This is a genomic window from Janthinobacterium psychrotolerans, assembly GCF_001677885.1.
GTDB classification, from domain to species: domain Bacteria; phylum Pseudomonadota; class Gammaproteobacteria; order Burkholderiales; family Burkholderiaceae_D; genus Janthinobacterium; species Janthinobacterium psychrotolerans.
This window is the reverse complement of sequence record NZ_LOCQ01000060.1, coordinates 44,326-62,519: the sequence shown is the minus strand read 5'-3', so window position 1 is coordinate 62,519 and position 18,194 is coordinate 44,326. Positions and strand designations below refer to the sequence as shown.

18 protein-coding genes are annotated in these 18,194 nt (G+C 62.6%); 6 read left to right on the top strand and 12 right to left on the bottom strand.

Annotated elements, in window-relative coordinates:
- Position 1 precedes the first annotated feature (1 nt).
- From paaG to paaA, 6 genes are all read right to left on the bottom strand, one after another.
- Positions 2-793 (bottom strand): 2-(1,2-epoxy-1,2-dihydrophenyl)acetyl-CoA isomerase PaaG, encoded by a 792-nt coding sequence (gene paaG, locus ASR47_RS20450; protein ID WP_065309653.1) that lies wholly within the window; start codon positions 791-793, stop codon positions 2-4.
- Between the two features lie 92 nt (positions 794-885).
- The gene (gene paaE / locus ASR47_RS20445; protein WP_065309652.1) at positions 886-1,965 is read right to left on the bottom strand and encodes a 1,2-phenylacetyl-CoA epoxidase subunit PaaE; all 1,080 of its coding nucleotides are present in this window, start codon (positions 1,963-1,965) and stop codon (positions 886-888) included.
- Positions 1,966-1,995: 30 nt separating this feature from the next.
- The gene (gene paaD, locus ASR47_RS20440) at positions 1,996-2,523 is read right to left on the bottom strand and encodes a 1,2-phenylacetyl-CoA epoxidase subunit PaaD (protein ID WP_065309651.1); all 528 of its coding nucleotides are present in this window, start codon (positions 2,521-2,523) and stop codon (positions 1,996-1,998) included.
- Positions 2,523-3,290, bottom strand: coding sequence for a 1,2-phenylacetyl-CoA epoxidase subunit PaaC (gene paaC / locus ASR47_RS20435; RefSeq protein WP_065309650.1), 768 nt, complete (start codon positions 3,288-3,290; stop codon positions 2,523-2,525). The genes paaD and paaC overlap by 1 nt, the downstream gene beginning before the upstream one ends.
- A 14-nt stretch (positions 3,291-3,304) precedes the next feature.
- The gene (paaB, locus tag ASR47_RS20430; protein ID WP_034746356.1) at positions 3,305-3,589 is read right to left on the bottom strand and encodes a 1,2-phenylacetyl-CoA epoxidase subunit PaaB; all 285 of its coding nucleotides are present in this window, start codon (positions 3,587-3,589) and stop codon (positions 3,305-3,307) included.
- Positions 3,590-3,615: 26 nt separating this feature from the next.
- Complete coding sequence (gene paaA, locus ASR47_RS20425; RefSeq protein ID WP_065309649.1) at positions 3,616-4,605, bottom strand: 1,2-phenylacetyl-CoA epoxidase subunit PaaA; 990 nt, start codon at positions 4,603-4,605, stop codon at positions 3,616-3,618.
- A gap of 233 nt (positions 4,606-4,838) precedes the next feature.
- Between paaA and paaX the strand changes: the two genes are divergently transcribed.
- Positions 4,839-5,765, top strand: coding sequence for a phenylacetic acid degradation operon negative regulatory protein PaaX (gene paaX, locus ASR47_RS20420; protein WP_065309648.1), 927 nt, complete (start codon positions 4,839-4,841; stop codon positions 5,763-5,765).
- A gap of 81 nt (positions 5,766-5,846) precedes the next feature.
- The gene (locus ASR47_RS20415) at positions 5,847-6,971 is read left to right on the top strand and encodes a M14 family metallopeptidase (protein WP_065309647.1); all 1,125 of its coding nucleotides are present in this window, start codon (positions 5,847-5,849) and stop codon (positions 6,969-6,971) included.
- A gap of 50 nt (positions 6,972-7,021) precedes the next feature.
- Here ASR47_RS20415 and ASR47_RS20410 read toward each other — a convergent pair whose 3' ends face one another.
- From ASR47_RS20410 to pmbA, 3 genes are all read right to left on the bottom strand, one after another.
- The gene (locus ASR47_RS20410; RefSeq protein ID WP_065309646.1) at positions 7,022-8,326 is read right to left on the bottom strand and encodes an aminotransferase class V-fold PLP-dependent enzyme; all 1,305 of its coding nucleotides are present in this window, start codon (positions 8,324-8,326) and stop codon (positions 7,022-7,024) included.
- 17 nt (positions 8,327-8,343) lie between these two features.
- Complete coding sequence (locus ASR47_RS20405; RefSeq protein WP_082989065.1) at positions 8,344-10,743, bottom strand: TonB-dependent receptor plug domain-containing protein; 2,400 nt, start codon at positions 10,741-10,743, stop codon at positions 8,344-8,346.
- Positions 10,744-10,888: 145 nt separating this feature from the next.
- Entirely contained in the window at positions 10,889-12,241 is a 1,353-nt protein-coding gene (gene pmbA, locus ASR47_RS20400; RefSeq protein WP_065309645.1) for a metalloprotease PmbA, read from the bottom strand.
- 92 nt (positions 12,242-12,333) lie between these two features.
- Between pmbA and yjgA the strand changes: the two genes are divergently transcribed.
- The 3 genes from yjgA (at position 12,334) to ASR47_RS20385 (ending at position 14,321) form a co-directional block, all read left to right on the top strand.
- The gene (yjgA, locus tag ASR47_RS20395; protein WP_065309644.1) at positions 12,334-12,933 is read left to right on the top strand and encodes a ribosome biogenesis factor YjgA; all 600 of its coding nucleotides are present in this window, start codon (positions 12,334-12,336) and stop codon (positions 12,931-12,933) included.
- Positions 12,934-13,023: 90 nt separating this feature from the next.
- The gene (gene mog, locus ASR47_RS20390; protein ID WP_065309643.1) at positions 13,024-13,656 is read left to right on the top strand and encodes a molybdopterin adenylyltransferase; all 633 of its coding nucleotides are present in this window, start codon (positions 13,024-13,026) and stop codon (positions 13,654-13,656) included.
- Positions 13,653-14,321, top strand: coding sequence for an alpha/beta hydrolase (locus tag ASR47_RS20385; RefSeq protein ID WP_065309642.1), 669 nt, complete (start codon positions 13,653-13,655; stop codon positions 14,319-14,321). The genes mog and ASR47_RS20385 overlap by 4 nt, the downstream gene beginning before the upstream one ends.
- A gap of 57 nt (positions 14,322-14,378) precedes the next feature.
- Here the strand turns inward: ASR47_RS20385 and ASR47_RS20380 are convergent, their stop codons facing one another.
- The 3 genes from ASR47_RS20380 to ASR47_RS20370 all read right to left on the bottom strand — a co-directional run bounded on the left by ASR47_RS20380 (position 14,379) and on the right by ASR47_RS20370 (position 17,447).
- A complete protein-coding gene (locus tag ASR47_RS20380; protein WP_245714429.1) occupies positions 14,379-15,935 on the bottom strand; it encodes a S1C family serine protease in 1,557 nt (518 codons plus the stop codon).
- Positions 15,936-16,035: 100 nt separating this feature from the next.
- Positions 16,036-16,599, bottom strand: coding sequence for a carboxymuconolactone decarboxylase family protein (locus tag ASR47_RS20375; RefSeq protein ID WP_065309640.1), 564 nt, complete (start codon positions 16,597-16,599; stop codon positions 16,036-16,038).
- Entirely contained in the window at positions 16,599-17,447 is an 849-nt protein-coding gene (locus tag ASR47_RS20370) for a fumarylacetoacetate hydrolase family protein (RefSeq protein ID WP_065309639.1), read from the bottom strand. The genes ASR47_RS20375 and ASR47_RS20370 overlap by 1 nt, the downstream gene beginning before the upstream one ends.
- A gap of 281 nt (positions 17,448-17,728) precedes the next feature.
- On the opposite strand from ASR47_RS20370, the gene ASR47_RS20365 reads away from it, so the two are divergent.
- Positions 17,729-18,190: a cache domain-containing protein gene (locus tag ASR47_RS20365; protein ID WP_065309638.1), complete on the top strand. Its 462-nt coding sequence runs from the start codon at positions 17,729-17,731 to the stop codon at positions 18,188-18,190.
- Positions 18,191-18,194: the final 4 nt, after the last annotated feature.

Genomic DNA, 18,194 nt, shown 5'->3' with positions numbered 1-18,194 from the left:
CTTAGTGTCCCTTGAATTGTGCTGCGCGTTTTTCCATAAAGGCCGACACGCCCTCGCGGTAATCGTCGCTGTTGCCCAGTTCGCTCATCATGCGCGCTTCCAGCGCCAGCTGCTGCGGCAGGGTATTGGCGCCGCTCGCGGCCAGCGCCTGTTTGGTCAACGCCAGGCCCTTGGTTGGCGCCGTGGAGAAATGCACGGCCAGCTTGCGCGTTTCGGCGGCCAGCTCGGCGTCGTCCACGCACTTCCAGATCAGGCCCCAGTCTTCGGCTTTTTCGGCCGTCAGTTTTTCGCCCAGCATGGCCATGCCCATGGCGCGCGCGGAACCGACCAGGCGCGGCAAAAAGAAGGTGCCACCCGTGTCGGGTATCAGGCCCAGCTTGCAGAACACTTCGACAAAGCTGGCCGATTTGCCGGCGATAACGATATCGCAGGCCAGCGCCAGGTTGGCGCCGGCGCCGGCCGCCACGCCGTTGACGGCGCAGATCACCGGCATCGGCAAGGCTTTTAACGCCAGCACCAGCGGCGCATAGTTTTTTTCCACCGACTCGCCCAGGTCCACGCCTTTCGAGCCCGGTTCGACGGCGCGGTCGGACAGGTCCTGGCCGGCGCAGAAACCACGGCCGGCGCCGGTCAGCACGAACACGCGCACGGAATTGTCAGCGTTGACTTTGGCGACGGCGTCGCGCACTTCCTCGTGCATGGCCTGGGTGAAGCTGTTGAGCTTGTCCGGGCGGTTCAGGGTCAGCGTGGCGATGCCCTGCTCGATGGTGAAAAGGATGTTTTGGTAGGTCATGGCGTGTCTCGTATACGTTATTTTTAACCCAGGTGCCACTGCCGGGGTCGGACCCTGAGGGTCCGACCCCAGATGTCGTTTAGGGTCGGCTTTTATTCTGCCTGGTCAAAGTCCACCACGACCTTGTCGGTCACAGGAAAACTCTGGCAGCTCAGCACAAATCCGCGAGCCACTTCGTAGTCTTCCAGCGCGTAGTTGACGTCCATCTCGACCTTGCCGTCGAGGACCTTGCAGCGGCAGGTGGAGCATACGCCGCCCTTGCAGGAATAGCGCATGTCGATGCCTTGGCGCAGGCCGGCGTCGAGCAGGGATTCCTTGTCCTTGTCCATCGTGAAGGTGGTGTGGTTGCCGTCCAAAATCACGGTCACTTCCGTTTCCTTGACGGCGCCGGCGTCGAGCTGTGCGCGCGGCTTGTGCGCGTTTTTCGGGATGCTGGCGGCGAACAGTTCGATCTTGATGTTCTGCTTGGGCATGCCGGCCGCCTGCAGCGCGGCGGACACGCCCAGCATCATGTCTTCGGGGCCGCAGATAAAGGCGTGGTCGTAGTCTTCGACACGGATCCAGTGCTGGAGGAACTGCTCGCATTTTTCCTGCGTGATGCGCCCGTTGAACAGCTCGATGTCCTGCTGCTCGCGGCTCATCACGTAGACCAGGTTCAAACGCTCCAGGTACACATCCTTCAAATCCGTCAGTTCTTCCTTGAAGATCACGGACGACGAGGCGCGGTTGCCGTAGAACAGGGTGAAGCGGCTCAACGGCTCCGTCAGCAGGGTGGTCTTGATGATGGACAGTATCGGCGTGATGCCGCTGCCCGAGGCGAACGCCAGGTAGTGCTTGCGGTTGACGCAGTCGAGCGGCACGTTGAAGTGGCCCATCGGCGGCATCACCTCGATGGTCGTACCGGCTTTCAGGGTATCGTTGGCCCAGGTGGAAAACGCGCCGCCGGGCGTGCGCTTGATGGCCACGCGCAGCGTGCCGTCCTGCACCGCCGAACAGATGGAATACGAACGGCGCACGTCTTCGGCATTGATGTTGGCGCGCAAGGTCAGGTGCTGGCCCTGCTGGAAGCGGAACTGCTGCTGCAACTCGGGCGGCACGTCGAAGGTGACGGCGATGGTGTCGCGCGTTTCATTGCGCACCTTGGACACCGACAGCGGATAAAATTTACTCATGCTTCATCTCCAGTTTCTACACACTGCATGCTAGTGGCACTTGAAGTAATCGAACGGTTCGCGGCAATCGAGGCATTTGTACAGCGCCTTGCAGGGCGTGGAGCCGAACTGGCTGGTCAGCTGCGTGTGGGTCGAACCGCAGTTCGGGCAGACCACCTCCAGCTTCGGCATCGCCACGCGCTTGACTCCCCCCTTCAAGCCGCTGATATCGATCACCTGCTGCTGCGGCGGGGCGATGCCATAGCCTTTCAGCTTGGCCTTGCCCTCGTCGCTCATCCAGTCGGTGGTCCAGGCCGGCGACAGCTGGTTCACCAGCGTGACCTTATTCACGCCGTGTTCGCGCAATGCGTCCGTCACCGCATCGGCGATCACCTGCATCGCCGGGCAGCCCGAATAGGTCGGGGTGATCGTCACCACGCAGGCGTCGCTGCCGGTCACCTCGACGGCGCGCACGATGCCCAGGTCCACCACCGAAATGACGGGGATTTCCGGGTCCGGCACCTCGGCCAGCCAGGACCAGACCTGGCCCGCGTCGAGGGTAGCTGCCTGCGTGTTCATTACCACTCCGCCCCGGGATAGGCGCGCTGCAGGAACTGCATCTCGGCCAGAATAAAGCCCAGGTGTTCCGTGTGCTTGCCCTGCTTGCCGCCCTTTTGCATCCAGGCGTCGGGCGCCGGCATGGTCAACGTCGCTTCGGCAAAGATCTCGGCCACGTGTTCGAGGAAAGAAGCGCGCAGCAGCTCACACGGCGGCGCGATGCCGGCCGCCGCCATGGCGCTGTCGACCGCGTCATACTGGAACATCTCGCCCGTGTACATCCACAGCGCATCGGCCGCGGCCTGCGTTTTCTGGTGGCTGTCAAGCGTACCGTCGCCCAGCCGCACCACCAGGTCGCCGCTGCGGCGCAGGTGGTACGTCACTTCCTTGATCGACTTTTGCGCCACTTCGACGATGCGCGCATCGCTAGCCTTGGCCAGCTCCAGCAGCTGGAAATAGTGCCAGGTATCGAAGAAGAACTGGCGCATCATGGTGTCGGCGTAATTGCCGTTCGGCTGTTCGACCAGCAGGCAGTTGCGGAAGTCGTGGGCGTCGCGCATGAAGGCGATATCGTCCTCGTCGCGGCCCGCGTTTTCCAGTTCGGCCGCATAGCTGAACCACAAACGGGTCTGGCCCAAGAGGTCCAGCGCGACGTTGGTCAGCGCCATGTCTTCTTCCAGCGCCGGCCCCTTGCCGCACAGCTGGGACAGCTGCTGGCTGAGGATCAGGGCGTTGTCGCCCAGGCGCAGCAAGTAGTCAAACTTTTGTTGAGTGATTTTGTCGTCCATGACAGCCATCCCGATCACAGATTCTTGACTTCTTCCGGCATCGGGAAGAAGGTGGGGTGGCGGTAGACCTTGCTGTTCGACGGCTCGAACAGGGCGCCCTTGTCGCCGGGGCTGCTGGCGACGATATCGGCCGCGCGCACCACCCAGATGCTCACGCCCTCATTGCGGCGCGTGTAGACGTCGCGCGCATGGTTGACGGCCATGGTGGCGTCGGAAGCGTGCAGGCTGCCCACATGCTTGTGCGCCAGGCCGTGCTGGCTGCGGATGAAAACTTCCCACAAAGGCCATTCTTTGCTCATGATGCTATCCCCTTTTATATGTGTATTCAGGCTGCCGCTTTGACTGCGGCTTGCTTGTCGGCGTAGGCGACCAAGGCATCGCGGAACCATGCGCCATCTTCATACGCTTTCACGCGCGTTTGCAGGCGCTCGCGGTTGCACGGGCCATTGCCCTTCAGGACATTGTTGAACTCGGACCAGTCGATCTCGCCGAATTCATAGTGGCCGGTCTCGGCATTGAATTTCAAATCGGGATCGGGCACCGTCAAGCCCAGGTATTCGATCTGCGGCACGGTCTGGTCGACCATGCGCTGGCGCAGTTCGTCGTTCGAGAACAGCTTGATGCGCCATTGCGCCGACTGCGCGCTGTTGACGGAAGCGGCGTCGGACGGGCCGAACATCATCAGGGAAGGCCACCACCAGCGGTTCAGCGCATCCTGCGCCATGGCTTTCTGTGCCGGCGTGCCCTTGCACAGCGACATCATGATGTCGTAGCCCTGGCGTGCATGGAACGATTCTTCCTTGCAGACGCGGATCATGGCGCGCGCATACGGACCGTAGGAGCAGCGGCACAGCGGGATCTGGTTGATGATGGCCGAGCCGTCGACCAGCCAGCCGATGGCGCCCATGTCGGCCCACGACAGGGTCGGGTAGTTGAAGATGCTCGAATATTTGGCTTTGCCCGAATGCAAGGCGGCCAGCAGCTCGTCGCGCGACACGCCCAGGGTTTCGGCCGCGCTATACAGGTACAGGCCGTGACCCGCTTCGTCCTGGATCTTGGCCAGCAGGATCGATTTGCGCTTCAGGGTCGGCGCGCGCGTCACCCAATTTCCCTCCGGCAATTGACCGACGATTTCCGAGTGCGCGTGCTGCGAAATCTGGCGGATCAGGGTCTTGCGGTAGGCGTCCGGCATCCAGTCCTTGGCCTCGATCTTGATGCCTTCGTCGATGCGTGCCTGGAAAGCCTGCTCTTCCGCGCCCATGTCGTCGATGGAGCGAACGTTCTTGAGGCCGGTTTCAACCATTTGTGCGTACATGATCTGTCTCCCATGTCTGTGTTTGCGCTGAAGCGCAAGGCGATCAACACATAATACGATACATAAAACTATTTGCATACACTTGATTTGAATCGTTTTAAAATTCCGTATCTTATGTTTCTTTTGCGGAGGTATCATATGGAAAATAGTGCGTGTCACGGCGCAGGGCGAAGTAAACTGCTGCCTTTATAGAAATACCCTGAAATATCTTTTTACGGCCAGACCAGGACCACATGAACAACACCGCTTGCACCGCATGGATAGCCGCTTTCCTCGCCACGGACCCACCGCGTTCGAAGTCGCTGGTGATGACCATTTTTGGCGACGCCATCGTGCCGCGCGGCGGCGCCATCTGGCTGGGCAGCCTGATTGACCTGCTGGCGCCGTTCGGCGTCAACGACCGCCTGCTGCGCACCAGCGTGTTCCGCCTGGCGCAGGAAGGCTGGCTCAGCTCGCAAAGAGATGGCCGCCGCAGCGCCTATGCGATCCGCCCGGACGCGCTGGCCCGCTTCGAACGCGCCTACCGCCGCATCTACGCGCCGCTGGTCAAGCACTGGGACGGCAGCTGGACCCTGGTGATCGGCGCGGCCGGCAATATCAACGCGGCCGAACGGGGCGCCCTGCGCAAGGAATTGCTGTGGGCCGGCTACGGCCTGGTGGCGCCCGGCATCTTCGGCCATCCGGCCAGCAATGGCGATGCGCTGGAAGACATCCTGGTGCGCAACGAGGTGCAGGGCAAGCTGTATATCTGCCACAGCACAGAGTTGCCAGGCGTCAGCACGCGGCCCCTGCGCGAGATGGTCGGCGAATGCTGGGATCTGTCGGAAGTGATGGCCGGCTACGAAAAATTCATCGCCAGCTTCCAGCCGCTGCTGGCCCTGCTGCAGGATGAGCCGGCCATCGCGCCCGAACAGGCTTTCGTGATCCGCTCGCTGCTGACGCACGCGTATCGCCGCGTGCAGCTGCACGACCCGCAACTGCCGGTCGAGCTGCTGCCCGAGCCGTGGCCCGGCACGCAGGCCTATGCGCTGGCGCGCGCGCTGTACCGGCGCACGTATGCGGCGGCGGAACAGCATATCCTGGCCACCCTGCGGCGCGAGGACGAGCAGGCGGCGCAGGTCGAACCATGGTTTTATGAGCGTTTCGGCGGCCTGCGCTAGCCCCAGCTTCCGGGCCAAAACGGGTATCATCGCGCCATTGCACACGATGCAAACCCTAACTTGTTTTTACCAGGAACAATCATGACCATTAAAATCAGCCAGCAGTTCGACGCCGGCGCGATCGAGGTGCTGCGCGCCGACGATGCGCAATCCATCGAGCTCAACATCCGCAAGGACTCGCACGCCGACATCACGCAATGGTTTTACTTCCGCCTGCAAGGCGCGCAAGGCGAAGCCTGCACGATCCGCTTCATGAACGCGGGCAAGTCCGCCTACCCGGACGGCTGGAAGGACTACCAGGCCGTGGCCAGCTACGACCGCGAAAGCTGGTTCCGCGTGCCGACCAGCTATGACGGCAGCGTGATGACCATCGAACATACGCCGGAAGAAGAAAGCGTGTATTACGCCTATTTCGAGCCCTATCCATGGGACCGCCACCTGGCGCTGATCGACAGCGCGCAGGCGTCGCCGCTGGTGCGTTTGCTCGATCTGGGCAGCACGGTGGAAGGGCGCGACATGAATCTGCTGGTGGTCGGCGACGCCGATGCCGAGAAAAAAGTCTGGGTCATCGCGCGCCAGCATCCTGGCGAGACGATGGCCGAATGGTTTGTCGAAGGCATGCTCGAAGCGCTCCTGGACCAGGCCAACCCGTTTGCCCGCCAGTGTCTGCAGGACGCCGTGTTCTACGTGGTGCCGAACATGAACCCGGATGGTTCCGTGCACGGCAACCTGCGCACCAACGCGGCCGGCGCCAACCTGAACCGCGAATGGATGACGCCGACCATGGAGCGCAGCCCGGAAGTGTTCCTGGTGAAACAGAAGATGCATGAAATCGGCTGCGACCTGTTCCTCGACGTGCATGGCGACGAAGGCCTGCCGTATGTGTTCGTGGCCGGCAGCGATGCGCTGGAAAATTTCACGCCAGCACAAAAAGCCGAGCAGGACCGCTTTATCGCCGACTTCAAGGTGGCCAGCCCCGACTTCCAGGACGAACACGGCTACGAAGACGGCCCGTTCACGCCCGAAGTGCTGACCATGGGCTCGCCGCATGTCACGCACGCGTTTGGCTGCCTGTCGCTGACCCTGGAATTGCCGTTCAAGGACAATGCCAACGACCCCGACCAGCAAACTGGCTGGAGCGGCGCGCGCAGCGCCGCCCTCGGCGCGGCAGTGCTGCAACCGATATTGTCGACGCTGCGCGCTTGACAATTGGGGTCGCGGGTTTTGTCGGGTTACGCTGTTCCAGCTAACCCGAGCTACCCGACCTGCGTGACCTGGCGCAAGGCTGCCACCAGCTTGTCCAGGTGCGATTCGGGCGTAAAGATGGCGGGTGTGACGCGCAGGCATGCGCCGCACGCCAGGCCATCGCGCGGCACGGCAAACACGCCGTGCTGTTGCACCAGCTTTTTCGACAAGGCGAAATTGTCGGCCACGCTGGTCTTGCCCTTCAGGCGGAACGAAGCGATGGCGCTGGTCAGGCGCGGATCTTCCGAGGCCAGCACTTCTATCCCCTTGATGCCGCGCGCCGCTTCCACCCAGCGGTTGCGCAGCAGCCGCAGCCGCGCCTCTTTGTTGGCCACGCCGATCTGCGCATGCGTGTCCAGCGCCATGGGCAAGCTCAGGTAGGCGGCAAAGTTCACCGTGCCCGTATGCACGCGGGTGTGGATATCGTCGCCCATCACCTCGCCCATGCAGGGGTCGATATCGGCCACCCTGCCCCGCTTGATATAGAGGGCGCCCACGCCCACCGGCGCGCCTATCCATTTGTGCAGGTTGATGCCGGCAAAATCGGCCTGCAGGTCGGGAATCGTCATGTCGAGCTGGCCGAAGCCGTGCGCCGTGTCGACGATCACATCGATGCCGCGCTCGCGCGCCATGCGGCTGATCTGGGCCACCGGCAGCACCATGCCGTTGCGGTGGTTCACATGCGTGAGCAGCATCATCTTCAGCTTCGGGTGGCGCGCCATCGCCTGCGCATACGCATCGATCACGCCGTCGTGCGTGAATGGTTCGGGCATGGCAATCGACACGACATGGACGCCGCGCCGCTGTTCCAGCCAGCGCGTGACGGTGATCATATTGTCGTAATCGATATCGGCATACAGCACCGTGTCGCCGGGGCGCAGGCGGTTGTAGCCGGCGATCAGGATTTGCAGCGCTTCGGTGGCGCCGCGCGTCAGCACGATCTCGTCCGTTGCAACACCGAGCGCCGTGGCGGCCGCCGCGCGCGCCGCTTCGAAGTCGGCCGGAAAGCGCATGCGCGCATACCAGGCGTTGTCGCGGTTGACCATCGCCACTTGCTGCTGGTAGTGCGCCAGCACGGGCCGGTTCATCGAACCCCAGAAGCCGTTGTCGAGCTGTACCACCTGATCGGTCACGTCATACTGCGCGGCCACCGCCTGCCAGTAGGCCTGGTTGCCGGCCAGCGCCGCGGGCGACATGCCCGCCGGAATGGCCGGCAGGCCCGGCATGGCGGAGGCGGCCCTGGCGGCGCCGCCCGACAGCAGCGGCAGCGCGGCGGCCAGCGAACTGGCGCACAGCAAGCGGCGTTGTGGATTCATTTTCAAGCTGCTCCCCCTTAGAATTTGAGGTTGTACTCGGCGTACAGATTGCGGCCATCCGTATCGTAGGGCGCGTTGCGCGAATAGATCAAGCCGCGGCTGGCCTGGAAACTCGCCTCTTCCGGGTATTTGTCGAACACATTGTCGATGCCGACCCGGATTGATTGCCGCGCCGTGATCCTGTAGCTGGCCGCCAGGTCGAAAAATTGCCGCGCGCCAAAACGCTGGAAGATATCGCCGGTGGCGTTGCCGGAATTGTCGGTCCACGCGCCATAGTAGCGCACGCGGGCCAGGGTATTCCAGCTGCCCAGCTCATAGTTGCCGCTGATGGTGGCTTTCTGGCGCGGCAGCCGCTCCTCGAACACTTGGCGCTGCGCCGCACTGGTCACCAGGGCCGAACTGCCGCCATCGACCCTGGTGCTGTTGTAGTTGTAGGCCAGGGTCAGGTTCAGCTTGCCGCCGCCGACACGGCTCAGGTGGCTACCGACGATGTCGATGCCGCGCGTGGTGGTGTCGAAGTCGTTGGTGAAATAGCTGACCGAGGTGTAGCGCAGCGGATTGGCCACGCCGGCCGGCACGGCAAACGCGGCCGAGGTGCTGAAGCGGTCGCCGACCTGGATGTCATACACATCGACCGAGCCGGAAAAGCCGGCCGGCGTCCTCCACGTCAAACCGAGCGACAGGTTGTTCGATTTTTCCGGCTTCAAGGCCTGCGCGCCCAGCAGCACGGCCAGCGGGTCGCTATTGGCCAGGCGGCCGCTGGTAAACAGCAGCAAGGTTTTGGTGTCGAGGCCCTGGCTGGTGCTGTTGGTGTTCGACTGGCCCGGCGTCGGCGCGCGGAAACCGGTCGAGTACGAGCCGCGCAGGGCCAGCTTGTCGCTCAGCGCATAGCGCGCCGACAGCTTGCCGTTGACGGTGCCGCCGAACTCGGAAAAATGTTCGTAGCGCGCCGCGCCGCCCAGGCTCAGCGCCCTGGTCACCGGTACTTCCACGTCGAGGTAAGCCGCGTAACTGTCCTGGCCCCAACTGCCCGCCTGGCGGCTGCTGAAGCCCGGTGCGCCGTTGGCGTTGGCGTCCAGGCCCACCGCCGCGCCCGGCCCCACCGTCCACGACGCCGTGTCGCCGGCCGTCACGCCATAGGTCTCGTTGCGCGCCTCCGCGCCAAAGGCGATATTGACGGGCTGCGGCAACGCCGCGACGGGCAACTCATAGTTGAAATTGGCGTTGAGGATTTTTTCCGTCTGCGACAGCTGGCCCAGGTAAAACGCCGTCGGACTGGCCGGTCCCATCGAGGCATTGATGGAGTTGGCCAGGTGGTAGTCGATGCGGTTGCGGCCGAACGACGCGCTGACATCCCAGCCCAGCTGCTCGCCGAGACGCCCGCGCAGGCCGGCCACCAGTTGCAAATCATCCTGGCCGTTCGAATAGCTGGGGCTGAAACCGAGTGGATACACGCTGCGCAAGTCCCAGCCAGGGAACAGGGTGCTGGTTTTATAGGCGCCGCTGCTGGTGTCCGGATTGCGCCAGTTGAAGTCCGAGCTGCCGTCGCTGTGGCTGTACAGACCAAAACCGTATAGTTCGATATTGTCGGACAAGCCCATGCCGGCGTTGAAGCCCAGGCGCTTGCTGTCGAGCTCGGGCTGGCCCCAGCGCTGCACCGGGTTCGGTACTGTCAGTTCCGGATGGGCCTGCTGGAAAGCGATGGCGTCGGCGCGCTGGCGCGTGCGCGAGGTAGGATCGGACTGGGCCAGCGCGCCAAAAATGCTGGCCTTGCCCGTCTCGCCAAGGCTAAAGCCCGTCTTGAGGTTGAGCTCGTTGGCCTTGCCGTCGCCTTCCGAATATTGCGAGTGGTGCACCGACAGTTCCGTGCCGACGCTGTCGTCGAGAATGATATTGATCACGCCGGCAATCGCGTCCGAGCCGTACTGGGCCGAGGCGCCGTCGCGCAGCACTTCGATGCGCTTGATGGCGGATACGGGTATCTGCGCCAGGTCGGGCGCCTGCGCGCCGCGCGCGCCGAGCAGCGCGCTGCGGTGAAAACGCTTGCCGTTGACCAGCACCAGCGTCTGGTCAGGCGACAGGCCGCGCAAGGTGGCCGGGCGCACGAACACCTGGCCGTCGGCCATCGGCAAGCGCTGCACCACATAGGACGGCACCAGTTGCGCCAGCACATCGTTCAGGTCCGAAGACTCGACGCCGGCGATATCTTCGCGGCTGAACACATCGACCGGCGCCATGGTATCGAACTGGGTGCGGTTGCTGCCGCGCGTGCCGGTCACGATCACGGCTTGCGTCGCATCGACAGCGTCATGGTCAGCGGGCGCCTCGCCACGGGCATGCGCCGGGCTGGCCAGCACGGCGCTGATCGCGCACATCAGGGCCACGGCACGGGCGATGCGGGTACGGTTACAGGTCATGATGGAAGTTCTTCAGGCAGATTGGAAGAGAGAAGGAGGGGCTTTGAAGCAGCCACATCATACGAAGCGAATATGTCCGCCGTATGACCCGCCGGCACGAAAAAAAAGGCGCCAGCGGCGCCTTTGTCGATCAACTGGTCCAGCCTCAGCCACCCGCCACCACCATGCTCTCGATCAGGATCGAGCCAGTTTCCTTGGTGCCACGGCGCAGGGTGTCGGCGCCGATGGCGACGATATGGCGCAGCATGTCTTTCATGTTGCCGGCAATCGTGATCTCTTCCACCGGATATTGAATCACGCCGTTTTCCACCCAGAAGCCGGAGGCGCCACGCGAATAGTCGCCCGTCACGTAATTGGTGCCCTGGCCCATCAATTCCGTCACCAGCAGGCCCGTGCCGAGCTTTTTCAGCATGGCGGCAAAGTCGTCCGATGGCGCCGTCAGGCTGGACGTCATGTAGAGATTGTGCGAGCCGCCCGCGTTGCCCGTGGTCTGCATGCCCAGCTTGCGCGCGGTATAGGTCGACAGGAAATAGCCTTGCACCACGCCATCCCTGACGACGTCGCGGCTGGCGGTTTTCACGCCCTCCTCGTCGAACGGCGCGGAGCCGACGCCGCCGATCACATGCGGATCTTCGACAATCTGCACATGCCCCGGCAACACCTGGGTGCCGAGTGTATCGTTGAGGAAAGTGGACTGGCGGTACAGCGCGCCGCCGGACGTTGCTTGTACGTATGTTCCCAGCAGGCCTGCGGCCAGCGGCGCCTCGAACAGCACCGGACAGGTGCGCGTGCCGAGCTTGCGGGCGTTCAGGCGCGACAGCGCGCGCTCGGCGGCATAGCGGCCGATGGCTTCGGGACTGGACATTTTTGAGGCGTCGCGCACCGAGCAATACCAGTCGTCGCGCTGCATGTTGGCGCCCTTGCCGGCGATCGGCGCCACCGACAGGGTGTGGCGCGAAAACGGATAGCCGCCGATAAAGCCGCGCGAGTTGGCCGACACGAAGTGCGACTGCTGCACATGCACGCTGGCGCCTTCGCTGTTGGTGATGCGAGGATCGACGGCAAACGCGGCCGCTTCGCCGCGCTGCGCCAATGCCACCGCTTCTTCGGTGGAGATCAGCCACGGGTAGAACAGCTGCAGGTCGCGCGGCGCCATTTCCAGCATGTCGGCGTCGGCCAGGCCGGCGCAATCGTCCTCGGCCGTGAAGCGGGCGATATTGCAGGCCGCGTCGACGGTGGCGCGCAGCGCTGCCGGTGAAAAATCGGAGGTGCTGGCGTTGCCGCGTTTTTTGCCGACAAACACCGTCACGCCCATGCCCTTGTCGCGGTTCTGTTCGATGGTTTCGATCTTGCCTTTTCGTACAGAAACGGACAGGCCGCCGCCTTCGCTCACTTCGACCGCCGCATCGCTGCCGCCCGCTGCGCGCGCAAAAGACAACACATCACGGGCAAGTTGCTGCAATTGCTCTTGACTATGGGTAAATACGGACTCGTTCATGTGCTGTTTTCTTCGGAGAGGCCCTAAAAAGGTTATCATAGCAGTCGTTTACAGTTTACAGGTGCGGCCAACGAGGCCAATCCCGCCTTATCATGCCAAATCCAAACCGGGGAGCTTGCGGCTTCCAATCGTCCGAATTCGAACAGGAATATGAACGTCCTTCGAAGTCGGAACTCAAGCGCCAGATGACCGTCCTGCAAAAGCTGGGCGAAGAATTAGTCAATGAAGCACGCGACCGCGTCAAGCGCGTTCCGATGCCCGAAGACGTGCGCGACGCCATCCTCGAATGCCAGCTGATCAAGGATCACGAAGGCCGCCGCCGCCAGCTGCAATATGTCGGCAAGAAAATGCGCACCCTCGACGACGACGAAGTGGCCGCCATCCAGCGCACCATCGACAGCTGGAAAGGCTTGTCGAAAGCCGACACGGCCGCCATGCACGCGATGGAACGCCGCCGCGACAAGCTGCTGACGGACGACAAGGCGCTGACCGTGCTGCTGTCGGAAAACCCGGAACTCGACGTGCAGCACCTGCGCACCCTGATCCGCAATGCCCGCAAGGAGCAGGCCGAGAACAAGCCGCCAAAAGCCTACCGCGAAATCTTCCAGATCCTGAAACAGATCGCCAAGAAGAACAATGGTGGCAAGGATGATGCGGATGAAGATGGCGTTGACGCCGAAGAAGACGAATAAGCGCCTGGGGCATGCCCCGGTGCAGCGCAAAAACCGGGATCATCCCGGTTTTCTTGTTTTTACGCTTCCCCACTCTTTTACAGGTGACCGATGACAACCACTCTCGAAGACGAATTGATTATCGGCCTCGTGTCGATCTCGGACCGCGCCAGCGGCGGCGTGTATGAAGACCAGGGCATCCCCGCGCTGGAAAGCTGGCTGGCGGCCGCCCTGCGCACGCCTTACCGGCTGGAAACGCGCTTGATCCCGGACGAGCGCTCGCAGATTGAAAACACCCTGATCGACATGGTCGACCTCAACCATTGCCACCTGATTTTGACCACCGGCGGCACCGGACCGGCGCGGCGCGATGTGACGCCGGACGCGACCTTGTCGGTGGGCACGAAAGAGATGCCGGGCTTTGGCGAACAGATGCGCCAGATCAGCCTGCAATTCGTGCCGACGGCGATACTCTCGCGCCAGGTGGCGGTGATCCGCGAAACACCGGAGCGCGCCTGCCTGATCATGAACCTGCCGGGCCAGCCGAAAGCCATCAAGGAAACCCTGGAAGGCCTGAAGGATGCCGACGGCAGGCAATTGGTGAACGGCATCTTTGCCGCCGTGCCCTACTGCATCGACCTGATAGGTGGCCCGTATATGGAAACCGACCCGGCCATCTGCAAGGCCTTCCGTCCCAAATCGGCGCTGCGTCCGGCGCACATCATCCCTGAGGAAAACCCATGAGCACTTTGCTGAAAACCATCGAACTCGACAGCGCACCCGATACCACCGTCTCGATTATCTGGATGCATGGCCTGGGCGCCGACAATAATGACTTCGTGCCACTGGTCAAGGAACTCGACCTGCGCGGCTGTCCGGCCATCCGTTTTATCTTCCCGAACGCCGGCACCATGCCCGTTACCATCAACAACGGCTATGTGATGCGTTCGTGGTACGACATCCGCAGCAACGACCTGGTGCGCCGCGAAGACGAGGCAGGCCTGCGCGCTTCGCAGGCGCAGATCGAAGCGCTGATCGCGCGCGAAAAAGCGCGCGGCATTCCGGCCAGCCGCATTATCCTGGCCGGCTTCTCGCAAGGCTGCGCCATGACCTTGCAGACGGGCTTGCGCCACCCGGAAACCCTGGCCGGCCTGATGTGCCTGTCCGGCTATTTGCCGCTGGCCGACATGACGGCCGCCGAGCGCACACCAGGCAGCCTGCAAACGCCGATCTTCATGGCGCACGGCACGGCGGACCCGGTGGTGCCGATCACGCGTGCCGAACAGTCGCGCGACTTGCTGACCGGCATGGGCTACCAGGTCGAGTGGCATGCCTACCGCATGCAGCATTCGCTGTGCCAGGAAGAAATCGATGCGATCGGCGCCTGGCTGAAAAAAGTGCTCGCTTAAAATAAAACAGGCGCGATCTGCACCGCGCCTGTTGCTTCACTTTATGACGACGGCCAACTAATTGTTCGCCGTCGTTTTGTCATTCCAGACCTTCAGCATGTCCGGCGAGGCTTCGGAGCGGATGCCGTTGTCGCTCAATACCGATTCGGTGGCGGCCAGCATCTCCTTGCGCGGCACCACGACCAGTTCCGCATCGCGCTGCTCGAAGCGGAAAGTGACCATTTCATCGGGCAGGTCACGCAGCAGGGTCACCATATGCGCCAGGCTGCGCACGGGGATGCCATTGACGGAGTACACGACCGAGAAGAAACGGTTGCTGTAGCCATTCATCAGCTTGTGCGGGAAGAATGGCGCGGAGACCGCCACCAGTTCCTCGCGCTGGGCGTCCGGCGCATCGCCGCGCCGCGTGACGAGCGGATTGCCGGCAAAGCTCATGCCCACCAGCATGGGTGCGTTGGCGCTGGGGCCGGCCATGAATTCGGCCGTCACTTTTGAAAACACCATCGGCCCGAAGATGAAATACGAGGGGTAAGCGCCTTCCAGGCCAGGCACCAGCATCGGATGCGAGGCCGAGACCGGCACGCTGACATTCATCGGTGCGCCATTGCGCACCACGGTCAGGGGCAGCATGCCGTTTTTCGCCAGCTGCTGCACCCGGTACTGGAAGCGTACGCGGCTGTTGGCGGTCAGCTTGACCATGCCCTGGTTGTCGATCGGGTAATCGCCGATTTTGGTGATGACGTCGAATTCCTTGAGCGGATATTGGGCGTCCTTGCTGGCCGGCGTCATCACGATGGCGCCCTCGACACCCTTGCCGAGTTTGAGCATGCTGCGCAGGGCCGGATTTTCCATCGTCTGCGTCACGTCGAACAGGGCCGGCTTGCCCTTGGGCGCGCCGCTGTCCTGGTCGCGCAGGAACAGGTCGATCTCTTCGTTGGGAATGATGTAACCGACGTTTTGCGCATTGGTGACGGTGGCAAACGCCAGGCCGATCATCTTGTCGCCGGCAATCACGGCGCCGCCGCTGTTGCCGTGATTGATGGCCGCATCGATCTGGATGCGCAGGCCCGAGACGGGATAATGGTAGCGCACGAACTCGATGCGCGAGACGATGCCCTTGGTGATCGACAAGGAATTGCCGCCCAGCGGATAGCCATAGGCCATCACGGCGTCGCGCACGTCGGGCAAGACATTGGCGCGCGGCATGGGTTTATGCGTGTCGAAAAAACTCTCGTCATCGACCTTCAGCAAGGCCAGGTCCATGCCTTCGGAAATGGCCAGCACCGTGGCGGACAATTTGTCGCCGGAACCATTGGCCTGGATCTGCACCTGGCTGGCGTAAGCGACCATATGGGCATTGGTCAGGATGCGGTGGCCGTCGATCACCACGCCCGAGCCCGTCACCGACTGCGGCGCCGCCTTGCTCCACGGCTTGTACGGATCGGGCGGGCGCAGGGTGGAGAAGACCTTGACGACGGCGTTTTCCAGCGCCGTGGCGTTCGCCGTGGAAGCGGTCTCGGCGGCCATCGACCGCAGCGCCATCAATGGGGAAAAAGAAAGGGCCAACGCCAGCAAGGCGCGGCCCATCAGGGACTGGCAGAGTCGAATTGTCATGGTCGGTCAAGCAATGGATGATGGAAAATAAAGTATATATTGCGCAACACTCGCAAAAATTACAGTTTGTCCATCATCCGGGCCCGGCACCCGCGAGCTGCTACGGTAGCGGCGTCACGTTCAAGGGCGGCACCGCCGTCTGGGCCCCGTTCATCACCATCGCCAGGAAGGTGTAGTAGCCGTTGATGCCCATCAGGTCGACCACGCCGTGCTCGCCGAACAGCGCCAGCGCGCGCGCATAGGTGGCGTCGCTGACACGCTTGTTCTGCTGCAATTCGATGCAGAAATCATGCACGGCCTGCTCGTCTTCCAGCAAGGCATCGGGTGCGCGGCGCTGGGCGATGGCGTCGATGGCGGCCGGCGCAATGCCGTTCTGCGCCGCCAGCGGCGCGTGGATGGCCCACTCGACCTGCTGGTCCCACTGCCGCGCCGTCACCAGGATGGCCAGCTCGGACAGGCGCGTGCCGATGGCGCTGCGGTAGCGCAAATACTCTCCCATGCGCTGCGCCGCGTCCATCAGTTCCGGGCTGCGGATCAGCGGCACGAAGGGGCCGTACAGCGCCCCGCGCGGACCGGCCATGATCGCTTGCGCGGCCGCGCGCTGCCGGGCGTCGAGCTGGTCGGCAGGCAGCGGCGGCAGACGGTCGAGCTCGACACCGGGCATCAGGCGGTCCAGGCGATGACGTCCTGTTGCTGCTCGCCCAGGCCGGCGATGCCCAGGCGCATGGTGTCGCCTTTTTTCAGGAAGCGCTGCGGCTTGCGGCCCTGGCCCACGCCCGGCGGCGTGCCGGTGGCGATCACGTCGCCCGGTTCCAGTGTCATGAATTGCGACAGATAGCTGACGATTTGCGCGACCGTGAAGATCATGGTTTGCGTGTTGCCGGTCTGCATGCGCTTGCCGTTTACTTCCAGGTACAGGTCCAGGTCCTGCTCGTCGATCACTTCGTCGCGCGTGACCAGCCATGGGCCGACCGGGCCGAAGGTGTCGCAGCCCTTGCCCTTGTCCCAGGTGCCGCCGCGTTCGAGCTGGTAGGAGCGCTCGGAAATATCATTGACGACGCAATAACCGGCCACGTGTTGGAGCGCATCTTCTTCGCTCACGTATTGCGCGCGCGTGCCGATGATCACACCCAGCTCGACTTCCCAGTCCGTCTTTTTGGAGCCCTTCGGCAGCACCACGGCGTCGTCCGGGCCGTTCAGGCAGGTGATCGCCTTCATGAACACGATCGGTTCGGCCGGAATCGGCATATTCGATTCGGCCGCGTGGTCGGCGTAGTTCAGGCCGATGCCGATGAATTTGCCCACTTTGGCGACCGGCACGCCGAAGCGCGGATTGCCGCGTACCAGCGGCAGCGTTTTTTCGTCGAGCCTGGCCAGCTTGCGCAGCGCCTTGTCGGACAGTTGCGCGCCATCGATATCGGCGATCACGCCGGACAGGTCGCGCAGTTTGCCTTCTTCATCGATCAGGCCAGGTTTTTCCTTGCCGGGACGACCATAACGAACGAGTTTCATATTCTTCCTTGGAGTTGATCATTGCCGCTGTGCAGGCCATCATTTTACCGGATGGCCCGGCACGCCTGTGGCGGCCGATGAAAACCATGGCCATGTCACCGAAAGCGTCTTGCTTTTTCAGCACGAAATTACGCTGAATCAATATCTCGCACCATCCCTTGTTGCCGTCAATAAACCTGCATTCAGGCAATGAAAAACTTGTGCTATCGCAATTTCAGAGGCGGCGACAAACAGTAAATTACGGTTTGGCAACTTCCCATCACTTGATCAAAGGACCCATCATGAAACGTATATTGACCGGCACCGCGCTGTGCCTGCTGTTTGCCTGTGCCGGCCAGGCCAGCGCCGCCGTGGAGCCGACCGCCAGGGATGCGATTGCCATGGCGGAAAAAGGCGCCGCCTTTATCAAGCAGCATGGCGAGAAAGAGATGATGAAAAAGCTCGGCGCCAAGGACCCCGAATTCGTGCAGGGCGAGCTGTATGTGGACATGCGCGACATCAGGACCGGCATCGTGCTGGCCCATCCGATCAACCCGTCCATCGTCGGCAAGGACCTGACGGACGTGCCCGATGCGAACGGCAAGAAATACCGCCGTGAAATCATCGAGCTGGCGCAAAAACAGGGCAAGGGCTGGGTCGATTACCAGTATAAAAATCCGGTCAGCGGCAGGATCGAACCGAAGACCACCTATATCCTGCGCGTCAACGACGTGGTGCTCGAAGCGGGAATTTACAAGAAATAGACAG